The organism is Zoogloea sp. (assembly GCF_028689785.1).
GTDB lineage: Bacteria > Pseudomonadota > Gammaproteobacteria > Burkholderiales > Rhodocyclaceae > Zoogloea.
On record NZ_JAQVCN010000089.1, the window covers coordinates 1 to 13,405 of the forward strand.

At 64.7% G+C, this 13,405-nt stretch carries 12 protein-coding genes; 2 read left to right on the forward strand and 10 right to left on the reverse strand.

All coding sequences use genetic code 11. The features are described from left to right. Positions 1-418: 418 nt before the first annotated feature. Positions 419-808, reverse strand: coding sequence for a hypothetical protein (locus tag PHI64_RS22100; protein WP_299888065.1), 390 nt, complete (start codon positions 806-808; stop codon positions 419-421). 72 nt (positions 809-880) lie between these two features. Beyond that, entirely contained in the window at positions 881-1,357 is a 477-nt protein-coding gene (locus PHI64_RS22105) for a hypothetical protein (RefSeq protein WP_299888070.1), read from the reverse strand. A 537-nt stretch (positions 1,358-1,894) separates the two neighbouring features. On the opposite strand from PHI64_RS22105, the gene PHI64_RS22110 reads away from it, so the two are divergent. Further along, entirely contained in the window at positions 1,895-2,887 is a 993-nt protein-coding gene (locus tag PHI64_RS22110) for a DUF535 family protein (protein ID WP_299888072.1), read from the forward strand. A 203-nt stretch (positions 2,888-3,090) separates the two neighbouring features. On the opposite strand, the gene PHI64_RS22115 is transcribed toward PHI64_RS22110, so the two are convergent. The 6 genes from PHI64_RS22115 to PHI64_RS22140 all read right to left on the reverse strand — a co-directional run bounded on the left by PHI64_RS22115 (position 3,091) and on the right by PHI64_RS22140 (position 11,299). Next, positions 3,091-3,897 carry a glucose 1-dehydrogenase gene (locus PHI64_RS22115; RefSeq protein WP_299888075.1) on the reverse strand — a complete coding sequence of 269 codons (807 nt, stop codon included), beginning with the start codon at positions 3,895-3,897 and terminating at the stop codon, positions 3,091-3,093. Positions 3,898-3,911: 14 nt separating this feature from the next. Then, the gene (locus PHI64_RS22120) at positions 3,912-6,311 is read right to left on the reverse strand and encodes an MMPL family transporter (RefSeq protein WP_299888078.1); all 2,400 of its coding nucleotides are present in this window, start codon (positions 6,309-6,311) and stop codon (positions 3,912-3,914) included. After that, positions 6,298-7,464 carry a YCF48-related protein gene (locus tag PHI64_RS22125; RefSeq protein ID WP_299888081.1) on the reverse strand — a complete coding sequence of 389 codons (1,167 nt, stop codon included), beginning with the start codon at positions 7,462-7,464 and terminating at the stop codon, positions 6,298-6,300. The genes PHI64_RS22120 and PHI64_RS22125 overlap by 14 nt, the downstream gene beginning before the upstream one ends. 70 nt (positions 7,465-7,534) lie before the next feature. Then, positions 7,535-8,893 (reverse strand): DUF1329 domain-containing protein, encoded by a 1,359-nt coding sequence (locus tag PHI64_RS22130; protein ID WP_299888084.1) that lies wholly within the window; start codon positions 8,891-8,893, stop codon positions 7,535-7,537. 10 nt (positions 8,894-8,903) lie between these two features. Next, on the reverse strand, positions 8,904-10,769 hold the full coding sequence (locus PHI64_RS22135; RefSeq protein ID WP_299888087.1) for a DUF1302 domain-containing protein: 1,866 nt from the start codon (positions 10,767-10,769) through the stop codon (positions 8,904-8,906). A gap of 41 nt (positions 10,770-10,810) precedes the next feature. Further along, the gene (locus PHI64_RS22140; RefSeq protein ID WP_299888090.1) at positions 10,811-11,299 is read right to left on the reverse strand and encodes a 2,4'-dihydroxyacetophenone dioxygenase family protein; all 489 of its coding nucleotides are present in this window, start codon (positions 11,297-11,299) and stop codon (positions 10,811-10,813) included. A 317-nt stretch (positions 11,300-11,616) separates the two neighbouring features. On the opposite strand from PHI64_RS22140, the gene PHI64_RS22145 reads away from it, so the two are divergent. Next, entirely contained in the window at positions 11,617-12,105 is a 489-nt protein-coding gene (locus PHI64_RS22145; protein WP_299888093.1) for a 2,4'-dihydroxyacetophenone dioxygenase family protein, read from the forward strand. Positions 12,106-12,158: 53 nt separating this feature from the next. Here the strand turns inward: PHI64_RS22145 and PHI64_RS22150 are convergent, their stop codons facing one another. Then, positions 12,159-13,061 carry a helix-turn-helix transcriptional regulator gene (locus tag PHI64_RS22150; RefSeq protein WP_299888096.1) on the reverse strand — a complete coding sequence of 301 codons (903 nt, stop codon included), beginning with the start codon at positions 13,059-13,061 and terminating at the stop codon, positions 12,159-12,161. Between the two features lie 191 nt (positions 13,062-13,252). After that, positions 13,253-13,405, reverse strand: a 153-nt coding sequence (locus PHI64_RS22155) for an SDR family oxidoreductase (RefSeq protein ID WP_299888099.1), incomplete at its 5' end; no start/stop codon positions are given.

Sequence of the window (13,405 nt, forward strand, 5' to 3'; positions counted from 1 at the left end):
GTGGTGTTCGTCGGCAAACAGGTCAGTCTTGATGGCACTACGCTGTTTCATCGGGATAAGCTGCAGCAGGGGTCAGGACGATGTAATTTTACCAAGGGTGGGCAAGCTGAGGTTTTTCGAGGCGCCCTGCTGTGAGCACAACGCAAAGAACAGTGATGGCAGCTGGTCGCAATGACATCTTGGCTCCTAACGACGTTGTAGAAAGACCCCATTCCGGGGCGACAGGTTTCGTCCGGCCTGCGCCGGCTTGGATCGTGTCCCGTGGCGTGGTGTAAGTAAGCTCAACGGGCGTGCCTGTCGGGTCTCGACGATTAATTGAGCAAGACCCAAAGTGGAAGTGAGGGGAGACGGGCCGGCATCACCGGCACGGCGGCCCAGGGGCGAAGCCGCGCCTCGACTGATGAGTTAGCCCCCCCGGCTAAAAGTACCCACCGCTAGCCTCCCTCCACATTTCGTACCCATCTAACTCCTCCTGCCTGACCGGACCGAACTTGATAAAACGGGCGCCCCAAGAAGCAAACGAAGCTCGGCTGATTGGCGCGTGGTCCATGCCGAGTGATTCGTTGGACTTTCGATTCATGCCCGCTATATAGAGCATTGATTCGTCGAGCTTCGACGGATGCTGAGCGAACTGGTTGCTGTACATGCGCACATGAACACCCTGTGGATCGAGTTTCAGCACCTTAAGCACGGAGTAGCTGCCGTTCTTATTGCGCGTTGAGTACAACCCGCCTTCCATGAGACGTTCTTGACCGATGGCACTAGATGCCAGGCACAGGAGCGTAAGGAGCAGCGATGTGAATTTCATATGAGTGGGCTAACGTGGGGAAGTCACCGACGCTGCGCGGCTTTATCGCGCAGCGTCCTGTGAAGCAGTGGGTTAGCCCTCACCAAATGGAAGAGTTTGAATGAACGCAGCAATGCGCGACGCTTCATGTTCGGTTAGGTCGGCAGGCAGCTCAAATGAAACCGGAAGATCGGGACGGAGCACGAATGCATGCTCAATGAATTCGATGTCTTCTGAGATATCGCCATCGTCATTCGACGAAGTATCAGGTGCCAGCGACACTTGTCCTTTTGCGACGGATGACACATGGAGACTCTTGGTTTCCCACACGAACCGCGACGGCCATCCGTGACGACCCTCGACATACTTTCCACATCCGGCGGTTTCGAGGGCCCTAAACGCGCCAATGACTTCTCCCCGTTTGAAATCGAAGCCATCGTTTTCCAGGTGCGTGAGCATCCTATGAAGTTTTGTCTCTGTTTGATTCTTGTCACGGTTCGCCATGTGGTCGCATATGGCTTGAACTACTTGATTTCCTTCATACGCGGACGTCAATGCGTCGATTTCCATAAGGAGTCTCCTTGGTGAATATGGAAGGCTAACGAATAGCGTCTATCCGCCGCAGCAGGAGCATTGGAGAAAGGCACGGTGCATGGCGGCGGATAAACCTCGTTGGACTGGACCGCCGCTCCGGCGGATGCCATGGGGATTGTATGCCTTGATCCTGCGGCGTCAATCCTTTGGCATGAAGCAAGCGCTCTTTCGGGCATCCAGAGCGGGCAATCCGACGCCCCGGCACAGCCCTTTTCGAACAGACCCCGGGATGGAGGGCCGGACCGCTGTGCTGTGCCTAGATCGGGGTGCCGGCGGAAGGCGTGCCACCACGTGCATCTGCCCGCGGCCGCCAGGCCGGAGCGCTTGAAGCCGGCGGGCAGCACATGGCGCATGAAGCGCCCGATGAACTCACCGACAGGCAACACCAGCTCAGCCCCCTGCCCCCACCCCATCCACTCCCGCCTGTCAGTCCCCTGCAAGGTCCGGGCAAGTGAGCATTAAGGCTTCATCGGTACAGTCGGCATCAGCGCCCTTCACTCCGTTCATGCCGCTATGTCCTCGCTCCGTGCCTTCACTCGCACCGCTCCTGTCTCCCAGGCCGCCAGCTGGCCGCCGCTGCCCGATGTGCTGGGCCCCGCCCGCACACGGCGGGTATTCCACCGTCTCAAGTATCGCCTGCTCGCCTGGCTCACCACGCCCGAGCGCCGCCTGCTGCTGCAGGCCCTGGACCGCCACCCTGCCTGGGCACGCCTGCTGGACGCCGACAGGCGCAGCTTTTACGTGTTTTATCGGCGCTATCTGGATCGCCGCTTCGGCCTGCGCCAGCGCTTTCACGCCATGATCGCCGATCTGGAGGCGGCCGCCGGCCACTTCGGCCCCGCGCTGTGCGGGCAGCTGGCCGGCGGGAGCAGCCTGCGCGTGGCCCAGGCCCCCGGCTGCGCGGTGGACCTGACTCTCAACGCCCCGACGCGCATCGAGGGCTATTGGGCCCTGTGCCTGCACGACGCCGATGGGCGCCCCCTCTTCAACCTGAGCTTCGGCTTTACAAACGCAGATACGCTGCTCATCGCCTCGTTGCAGGGCCTCAAGCGTGCCGACGGCAGCAACCGCGAGACGATCCGCGCCCTGACCAAACAATGCCACGGCCTGCGCCCCCATGCCCTGCTGCTGGAGGTGCTGCGCCTGCTTTGCGCCTGTTGGGGGGTAACGCGCATCGTTGGCATAGACTGCTGCAACCAGGTCACCCAGTACAAGAAGAAGGCTGATGAGTTCAGCTTCGACTATCGTGCCTTCTGGCAGGAGGACGGGGCCCGGCTGGGCGACGACGGCCATTGGCAGATCCCCCTCCAGGGGCGCCGCCGCAGCGCGGAAGAGATGCCCATGCAGAAACGCGCCATGTATCGCCGCCGCTATGCCCTGCTGGACACCCTGGCTGGCCAGGCCGCCCGCGCGCTGGCGCATCCGGCAGGCCACCCGGGCCTGCGCAACATGCTCAGGCGTGCCCAGCCTGGGGATGCGGCAGTGCTCGAAGTGATGGCGGCCTGAGGCCCGTTGAAACCACAGTGGCGCCAGCACCACGCACTCCATGGCACGAAGCAGACGATCTGCGGCAGGGGCAAGCCAAACACAGCTTGCAGTGCGTCAAGTTGGCAAGATGATGGGCACTTGATGGCGAATACCGCCCCCTCGACGCGGGTCAGGTGGAGACCAACACCGCCCGGTGCGGGTGAAGCACCGGGCGGTGCCGTTCAGGCAAAGTGCGACGGGGGGACGCCCGCCGTGTGGCCGCCGTCTACGAACAGCTCGGTCCCGGTGATCATCGCCGCCCCATCGGAGGCAAGAAAGACGACTGCGGCCGCAATGTCTGCCGGTTTGGCGAGGCGGCCCAGGGGCACCAGCCTGGACATGGCCTGCACCATGGCCTCCCGGCTGCCATAGAGATCGGCGATGGGGTCCAGCATCTCGCTGTCTACATAGGTGGGATGGACGGCGTTGCAGCGGATCGGATAGCGCTTGTGGGCACAGTGCAGGGCCACGGACTTGCTGAGCATGCGCAGGGCGCCCTTGCTGGCGCAATAGCCCACCAGATCCGGCGCGGCCCGGTCCGCGGCGATGGAGCCCACATTGATGATGGCCCCCGGCCGACCACTGCCAGCCATGGCACGGATGGCGTGTTTGCAGCCGAGGTAGGGGCCGGTGGCGTTGACCGCCATCATGCGGTTCCAGTCGCTCAGGGCCAGATCCTCGAAATCCCCGCCTGTGCCGATACCGGCCACGTTGGCGAGGATGTCGAGCCCCCCCTCGGTGGAGATCACGTAATCCAGCGCCCGGCACCAGGCAGCCTCGTCGGTGACATCCAGATGCACGAAGCCGGCGGCGTTGCCGATGGTTTCGGCGGTCTCCACGCCGCCGGTCTCGTTGATATCGGCAACGATGACTCGTGCCCCCTGGGCTGCCAGGGCATGGGCCGATGCCCGGCCAATGCCGGAGGCCCCACCGGTGACGAGGGCGACACGGCCCGTGAGATCCAGCATGCTGCGTTCGGTGAGTGTCATGGCTTTCGATTCCTTCAGGGTTGGGGAACGGGTTTGGAGAGCGGAGCCTGCACCGCTGGCGGAGCTGCGGGCAGCAGCAGACGCGCCAGGGCCGGCAGCAGCACCAGGGCACCGACCATGTTCCACAGGAACATGAAGGTCAGCAGCAGGCCCATGTCGGCCTGGAACTTGATGGCCGAGCCGATCCAGGTAAGCACGCCCACCGCCAGGGTCAGGCCAGTGAAGGCCACCGCGCGCCCTGTGGTGGCCACGGTGAGCAGGTAGGCCTCGGCCAGCGGGTGGCCGTGGTCCAGATAGGACTGGAGGCGGTTGTAGATGTAGATGCCGTAATCCACGCCGATACCCACCCCGAGGGCGATCACCGGCAGGGTCGCCACCTTCACCCCCAAGCCCATCCAGGCCATGATGGCCTCGCACAGCACCGAGGTGATGTAGAGGGGGAGCACGATGCAGGCTGTCACCCGCAGCGAGCGGAACTCGATCAGCAGCAGCACGGCGACGATGGCATACACCAGGAGCAGCATGGTGTGGTCGGCGTCGCGGATGACCTCGTTGGTGGCGGCCTCGATACCGGCGTTGCCCCCCACCAGGGTAAAGCGCACCTTGTCGGAATCATGCCGGGCGGCAAAGTCGCGCACGGTGGCCATCACGGCAGCGAGGGTGGCGGCCTTGTGGTCGTTCAGATAGACCACCAGGGGCGTCATTGCGCAGCCGTTGCCGATGTACTCCTTGGGTGTCTTCTGGAAGGCGCCGCCGAGGGCGTACTTGTTGCGGCTGATGGCGTACCACTTGGGGTTGCCCTCGTTGTTGGCCGCCAGCACCCGGTAGGCAAAGTCAGACATGGACACGCTGCGCTGCACGCCAGGCACCCGCTCCAGCTCGGCCGCCAGCAGGTCCATGCCGGCGAGAACCTGATAGTCACGACAGCCTTGGGGCGGCGTCTCGGCCATCACCACGAACACATCGGTGCTGGTGGTGTAGTGCTCCACCAGATAGGCGGCATCGCGGTTGTAGCGGGAGTCGGTGCGCAGCTCCGGCGCGCCGGGGTCCAGATCGCCGATCTGCAGGCCCCGCGCGCCCCACAGGCCCACCGCCAGCAATGCCGCGCCGGCCAGCGTCACCGCCTGCGCCGGGCGCGGCCGGGCGCAGGCCGCCACCGCGCGCCACAGCCATGACAGATGTTCCCGGCGGCGCCGGGCGTGGGCGATCGCCGCGGGCGACACGCCGGTCCAGGACATCAGCACGGGCAACAGGAACATCTTGCTGAAGATGATCACCGCCACCCCAATGCTGGCCGAGATGGCCAGCTCCTGGATCACCCCGATACGGATCACCAGCAAGGTCGCAAAGCCCACCGCGTCACACAGCAGGGCTACGGTGCCAGCCACGAACAGGGTGCGGAAGGAGCGCCGCGCCGCCTCTACCCTGTCGGCGCCATCAAGCATGGCGTTGGCGGTGGTGTTGATGTTCTGCACCGCGTGGCTGATGCCGATGGCAAAGGTGAGGAAGGGCACCAGGATGGAGTACGGGTCCAGTCCGTAGCCCAGCAGGCGCACGATGCCAAGCTGCCACACCACGGCGATCAGGCAGCACAGCAGGGTGGTCAGGGTGCTGCGCAGGCAACGCGAATACCACAGCAGCAAGGCGGCGGTGAGGGCCAGGGTGAGCACAAAGTAGCCAAGGATGGGCACGGCCCCGTCAATCAGCTCGCCAATCACCTTGGCAAAGCCGACGATGCGGATGTCCACGCCGTCGCTGGCGTAGCGGGCGCGGATCTTCTCCTCAAGATCCGACGCAAAGCGCGCGTAGTCCAGGCGTTCGCCGCTGTCCGGGTCGCGCTCCATCAGCGGCACCAGGATCAGGGCCGAGCGCAGATCGTTGGCCACCAGGGTGCCCACCTCGCCGGAGCGGAAGACGTTGCGCCGGAGCTGCTCGATGGCGGGTGGTGATCCATCGTAGCCATCGGGGATGACCGGCCCGGCCTCGAAGCCCTCGGCCGTCACCTCGCCCCACATCACATTGGGCGTCCACAGGGAACGCATGCCGGCCCGGTCCACCCCGGGGATGTAGAACACCTCGTCATTGACCTTGCGCAGCACCTCCTGGAAGGCCGGGTCGAAGATGTCGCCCTTGCGGTTCTCCACCACCACCCTCACCACATTGGAGAGGCCCCGCAGGTTGTCCTCGTGGGTCAGGTAGTTGGCGATGGCCGGATGATGGACCGGGATCATCTTTTCGAAGCTGGCGTCGGGCCGCAGGCCGAGGGCAGACCAGCCGAGGGCCACGGTCAGCACCGCGAAGATGAGCGCGGTAGCAGTGCGATGACCAAACAGCGCGCCCTCCAGCCAGCGCTCGATACGCTTCAGCAGGCCGCCGCGTGGCTCGGGGCGGGAAACAGCGTCAATTTGACTCATGGTGCTTGCCTCCTGTGCCAGGGCGGGTGGATTCCCGGGTGAGCCCACCCCAGCCGGCCAGCACCCAGCCGTCCTTGCCGAAAGCGGCGCCGCCGAGGGGGCGGCCGTCGGGGCTGGGCAGGGCCTCGAAACGATTGCCGTCCAGGCGCAGGCGGGTGCCGTTGTTGCCCACCAGGATCAGCTCGCTGCCGGCCAGTGCGGCACCGTAGAGGGCGCTGCGGGTGCCGCTGTCGATGGGCTGCCAGCGCTGCCCCAGATCGGCGCTCTGCAACACCACGCCATCAAAGCCGAAGGCAAACACCCTGCTGCCGTCCGCCAGGCCGGCCAGGCCATACAGCCCGCCCTCCGCCAGGCCGGGCTGTGCCTGCCAGCGCTCGCCACCGTCCGACGAACGCAGCAGCAGGCCCCGCTCGCCGGCGATCAAAAGCACACCGGGGGCCGGCGCGCTGAGGGCGTACAGATGCAGGCCTTCCGGGTTGGGCAGACGGTCGGAAAGCAGCGTCCACTGCCGGCCGCCATCCCGGGTGACAAAGGCCATGCCGAAGGCCCCCACTGCATACCCGTTCTGCGGGTCGCCGAACCACACCCCCATGAAGGGCTGGGAGGGGCCGAAGCCGACGGACTGCTCAAAGCCGTCCAGGCTGTCCTCGGCCGCCGCCAGGGCGTCCTCGGCCGCCTGACGCTGGCCCTCGGTGGCCACGGCCAGGGCCTGCCGGGCGCCCTCCACCCGGGCCTTTGCCCATACCAGCATCTGGGCATTGGCCTGATGACCGTCAAACTGGCGCTGCCAGGTGGCGCCGCCGTCCTGGGTGTGCAGGATCACGCCGTCATGGCCCACCGCCCAGCCCAGCCTGGGTGTCGGAAAATGCAGGGCGGTGAGCATCACGGCCACCGGCACGGCGGCCTGATGCCAGCTGCGTCCGTCATCATCGGAATAGACGATGGTGCCGCGGGCGCCAACGGCAACGAGACGCTCACCGGCGCGGGCCAGGCCGTTCATCATCTGCCCGGCGGCGCGCGGGCTCTGGGGTGCCGGAGTCTCCAGCAGGTCAATGGGCGGGGCAGCGGTCCGCTGGGCGAGACCGGCCCCCGCGCTGGCGGCGACGGCGAGAGCCGCCGCCACGCCCAGCGTGGCGAGGGGAAAACGTGTCATGGTGATATCCCTGTGGGCGGGACGCGCCGGTAAAGCCGGCGCGTCCGGCGTGCGCGGTCGTGGCCGCTGCTTACTTGGTGCCGCTGCGGCGCAGCGCGTCGGGGTCGAAGTCCGCGCGCCGTGCCTTGGCGCCGAAGCGCCACGGCCCTTCCTCGTTGCTGAGGCCGGCCACGTAATAGCGACCGTCCTGCAGGTCATACATGTTCTCGAAGGCGTAGTAGGGCAAGGGCACGTCGTAGTACTGCATCAGCTGTGCCTCCCCTACCCGCCACAACTGGCCGCGGCCGTCGTACTGCTCCTTGACGGCGATGGTCCAGCTGTCCTCGTCGATGTAGAACACGCGCTTGCCGTAGATGTGGCGCATGCCGTCCTTCAGCGTGGCCTCCACCACCCACACCCGGTGCAGCTCATAGCGGGTCAGCGCGGGGTCCAGGTGGTGCGGCTTGACCACGTCACGGGCCTTGAGCTTTTTCGAATGGATGGCATAGCTGTTGTAGGGGATCAACATTTCCCGCTTGCCCACCAGCTTCCAGGTGTAACGGTCGGTCGGCCCGTTGAACATGTCGTAGTCATCCTCCGTGCGCGTCCCTTCCGAGAAGCTGCCCGGCGAGTCGTAGATGATCTGCGGCGCGCGGCGGACGCGGCGCAGGCCGGCGTTGTAAACCCAGGCGAGGCGGCCGTCGCGGGCAAAGTCGAGGGGTTCGTGCACCATCACCACCTCGCCGCTGACGTCGGCCGGCGAGTACATGCGCGCCATGAAGTACCAGAAGCGGTTGTTCTCCTGGCGGTCCATGTTCTGGCTGAAGATCCAGCTCTCATCGACGCCGTAGGCGTTGAAACTGCCATTGGGGTTGACCGCCCCGATCAGGTGGCGGCGCTGGATGCCGCCGGCCCGGGAGCGCACCTCGTGATTCCAGATGGCCTCAAGGCCATTGGCCGGAATGGGAAAGGGCACGGGGCTGTGCTCCCAGTGATCCAGGCCGGTGCCGCTGGCCGAGACCGTCACCTTGGCGGCCTGTTCGCGGATGCGCTCGTACTCGGCCGGCGGCAGGGCCGCGCTGCGGTGAGTCGGATAGACGTTGAGGCGGTAGCTGTCCGGGTAACGCTTGAGCATGGCGATATGCCCGTCGGAGAGCACCTTCTTGTACTGCTCCCAGTTCTGCGCGGTGATGGTGTAGAGGGGCTTTTCACTGGCGTAGGGGTTGGCGTGGCCCTGGTTGATGTCGAAGCCGGCGGGGGCCTTGGTGAGGCCACCGGTCCATGCCGGGATGGTGCCGGCCGCATTGCCGGCACGCTCGGCACCGACGGGGGTGAGGTCCTTGCCCAGACGGGCAAGGTCGGCGGCACTGAGTGCGGCCTGGGCGCTGCCCACGGTGAGGGGCAGCAGAAAGGCTGCGAGCTGCCATGCGGAAGAACGAACGCGGATCATGTCTTTGTCCTTAGAAGGCGACGCTGACGCTGGCGGCAAGAAAATCCTTGCCGCGGTTGGTGTCCCAGCGGGCAGCATCAATGAAGCGGGTGTAGGCGAGGTCCAGGGTGAGGCGGCGGCCGTTTTCGAGGCGCGACAGGGAGATGCCGCTACCCAGGGTGCGTCGGTGCTCGATGAAAGCACCGTCGGCAGCATTGCCCTTCACGTCATGGGCCCAGTACAGGCGGGGCTTGGCGGTCCAGCCCACGACGGCATTCGGATACTCAAGCTCCCCGAGCAGGCGATAGCCCCACGAGAACGCGCTGACGAAGCCGCTCTGTGCGCAGTTGGCGGGCGTCACCATGCCGGCACTGTTGGCCGCATTGCAGCCGTCGCGGGTGGACAGTGCCGGGCTGGTGTAGGCCTGATGCCAGGCGGTGCCGAAGGTGAAAGCACGGCCATAGCGCACATCCGTGGCCGCATCTGGCAGATTGGGCAACCAGCTCATGCCCACCTCGCCGACCGCCAGAAGGGACTGGGCGCCGAGCACCTGGCTGAAGACATTGATGGCGCCGAACTGCAGCTGGACCTTGTCCATGCGGTCGTAACCCTGGATGGTGGCCCCGGCCGGGTCATAGACGCGCTTGCCGACCAGGGGCCCCTGGGTACCTCCGGACACGCCGAACTGCACCAGATCTCCCCCATTGATCTGCACCGGCAGATCTCGCGTGTATGACAACTCGGCCATCACCGACACGCCCCCCAGGGTGTTCGACAGACTGAGGCCATAGGTCTGGATGTTCTCGGCCGAGTAGTCCAGCAGATAGGACAGGGGCGCCACCGACCCATAGAACGAACTCGCCTCGGAGGGCTTGCTGGAGAGGCTCAGATAGGGCGTGCGGGTGTGATAGTTGATGTAGTAGAGACCCACATCGGTCTCGCTGCTCGGCTCAAGCCAGTGCATGGCGAGACCAAACTGCCCGGCATTCGACGGTTTGGCATCGGCCTGGCGCAGGGAGCGCAGGTTCAGCCCCCCCAGCGCGGCCACGCCGTGGTACTGCTCCCGGTCGGAGAAGGCATCGGGGCCGAACTGGGAGCCGCCACAGTTGATGACGTCAGCCGGCGAAAAAAAGGTGCCGCAACCGTCGATCACCGTCTTCTTCCACTGGAGCTGGTAGAAGGCCTCGACGCTCACACCACCGGCCAGACCCAGGTTGCCGTAGAGCAAGGGGACCGGCAGCAGGATCTCGCGCACCTGGGCACCCGCGCGCCGGGCTGCCGGCACGTCGATGGGGCTCACCACGTTGACCCCCTGGATGAAGATGCTCTCCCCCCAGTTCACCACCTGGTTGCCCAGGCGCAGGTTGAGCTTGCTGTCGTTGCCCAGCGCCCAGTTGCCATAGACAAAGGCGTCGAGCAGATCTGCACCGCTGAACCTTGCGGCGCGATCGAAATGACTGTCGTCGAGGCGCTGATCGGGCGTGTAGCCGTTGTCGAAACTACCGTGCTGCACCTTCTTGCTGGCCAGAGTGAAGTCGTGCCAGGCCTTGGCGCGAACCAGGGTACCGTAGTTCTGATAGCGCAGCTCCATGTCGCCCACTACCTTGAGGGTCGTGGAGGTGACGTCACCGCGCTTGAAGTTGAGGTCGCCATCGTCGGTACTGCCGCCACCGGTACCCGGCCGGCCACCGTTATGGTTGGCATTGCCGAAGGACGTCAACGCGGCATCGCGCCCCTGCATGCGGACACTGGTGCCGAGGGCTGCGTTGAGGGTCCACGAGCCCGTGACGCCGTCACCGAGCGTGAATTCGCCAGCGCTGGCGCCGTTGCCAAAGGCGGCAAGGGCTGCGGCAATGGCGGCCCGGCGGAGACCGGGTCTGATAGGTTTGCCGTTCATCTGCACTCCTTGGGGAGATGGAGGGAGGGGCAAGCTCAGGCTCAGCGGCCGGAGACGATCTGCACGACGTGGCTGGCGACGCCGTTGGCCTCGGCCAGCTTCAGCATCAGCCGGCAATCGACCACGGCGCCGATTGAACCGTCCGGGTTGCAACCCGCCAGGGGCCCGTGCGTGACTGCGAACATCACGCATCCCTGGGGCGACACGGGCTGGTGCACGGCCCCACCGCGCTCGTAGGTGTAGTAACCCTCGTAGCCCGGGTCGTCCTCTTCGTAATAAAACCCCCCCTCGACCAGATAGGCCTCGGCCGAACCGATATGCGCGTGCACCGGCGCCTGCACACCCGGATCAACCTTGAGCAGCATCGAGAATCCGCCCGACAATTCATTGACGGCCAGGAGCTTGAAATAGGTGCCGTCCATGACCCAGGGCGTCCACGGTACGGCGGTGAGATTCACGAAATCCTTGCCGTGGCGGTGGGTAAGGGCAATGTCGGCCGCTGGGGAATGGCCGATGGCGGTGCTGGTCATAGTGTGTCTCCTGTTTATTTGTATTCCGGGCAATAAGCCGGCGAGGCGAAATCTAACTGCGCCCGCAGCGCACAAACACAGGTCGCGGGGAATCTGCCCGATATCGCAAAAACTGCCGATTTTTCGCAAATGGCGGTTCCGGACTTTCGATTTATCGCGGCTTTGTATTAGTCGCGGCGATTTGCCCCGAATAGGCGCACGGCCTGATGGCGGCGCCTAATATCGTGATCGGCGCATGTGCGGAAAAGACCGCGATCTGCACGCGGGCGCCGTGGTGACACACCCTACAGACAGGCCTTTAACAGGAGGAGAACACGATGAGCATCACCCTGCGCAACGAGCACATCGGGCAAGAAGGAAAAAGCACGGCACACGACAGGATCACCCTGCCCTATCCGAAGTTTCAGAAGATAGACACGATTCCGTGGCGCCCCTATGCCATGGAAGGCGTCGAATACAAGCTATTGAGTGTCAATTCCCGCACTGGCGGCTTCACCTGCATGCTGAAAGTGCTCCCCGGCGTGGAGGCGCCCATTCACCAGCATATTGGCGCCATTGAGGTGATGGTGATGGAAGGCGATGTCTATTACGAAGAGTCGGATATCGGGGTGGCCGGAAACTATATGTTCGAGCCCGCTGGCGATATCCATCAGCCGCGCTCGAAGAACGGCTGCGTGCTGTTCTGCGTTTTTGACGGGCCCATCGCTGGGCTGGCGCCGGACGGTTCCATTGCCGGAATCATCGATTACAAGGTGATGCTGGAAATGGCCGAGCGGGACGGCGTGGCGGCAGGCGTGCATCGCTAGACCCGTGCCACACCGGACCGCCGTGCTGGCCTGGCGGTCCGGTCCGGGCTTGCTCAGTTGCGATAGCCTTTGGGGCTGACCCCGGTCATCCGCCGGAAGGTTGCCGAGAAGTGGCTCAGGTTCTTGAAACCACAACGCCGCGCCACTTCCGCCACCGGCACACCGGGCTCCTCGCGCAGCAGCATCTTGGCCCGTTCCAGGCGCTGGGACAGCAAATAGTGATAAGGCGTCTGCCCGACCGTATCGCGAAAGGCGCGCAAAAAGTGGTCTTTGGAAATACAGGCGAGCTCGGCAAGATCCTTGAGGGAAATGTCTTCATGAAGGCGCTCGTGAATCAGCGCATTGATCTTCTTCAGAACGCTCTGCCGCAGTTGGCTGGCCTTGCCGCTGGACATTGGCGTCCGCTCACCGCTGGGCGGACGCTCCCGCGCATAGCGGGTGACCAGGTGCCTCACCAGCAGGCTTTGAACCTGGTCGAGCACCAGGGTCTCCAGGCGGTTGCCGCTGGCCGCAGAAGGGGGTGCCTCACTGGCCAGCATGCGAAAGAAGCCGTCCAGCCAGGTGTCGGAAACGGCAAAGAAGTCCTCGATCTCGGGACACGCCTCACGCTCCAGAACATCCCGGGCAAAATCGTCAAGCAGGGCCTGGCGCAGATAAAGATGGATGACCTGGGTATTGCCCCCCAGCCGCCAATCGGACTCCGAATCGCGGGGCATGAAAGTCACCGTTCCGACACGGGAGCGAAAACCCGTGACCACCCCCTGTTGCAGGCGTTCAACATCGGTGTTGCCCGACAGGTGATAAACCAGGACATGCTCGGCATTGCGCCTGAGCTGGGACTCACCGGCAGGGTGATTCCAGCGGGCACCGAATATGTCTCCATTGCGGCCTTCCAGCACGTAGTCGGGACGTGATGCGGTGGCGCACTCAATGAGCTGCGGGGTAGATGAAAGCAATCCCGTCATTGTCTCCTCCTGATGGGATGTCTCTTTTAGTGGATACTACTTTCGTTATATCCCCGATTGTAATGATCCGGCGTTCCGATGGCAGGGGGTGACTTTTCAGAAATCGCTCAATTTACGGCCAAGGCGGCCGGCGGGTGCGCGGATGCGCCGCCCGCCCGGCGGGGGTGAAGCGAGGCGCCCGGTCAGGCGCAGGTCAGGCCGCCGTCCGCCACCAGGGCGTGGCCATGCACCAGCGAGGCACGATCCGAGCACAGCCAGGCCACCGCTTCGCCGATCTCCGATGGGGTGCCAAAGCGACCGATGGGCTGGAGCTTGCTCCAATCGTCGAGTGAGGT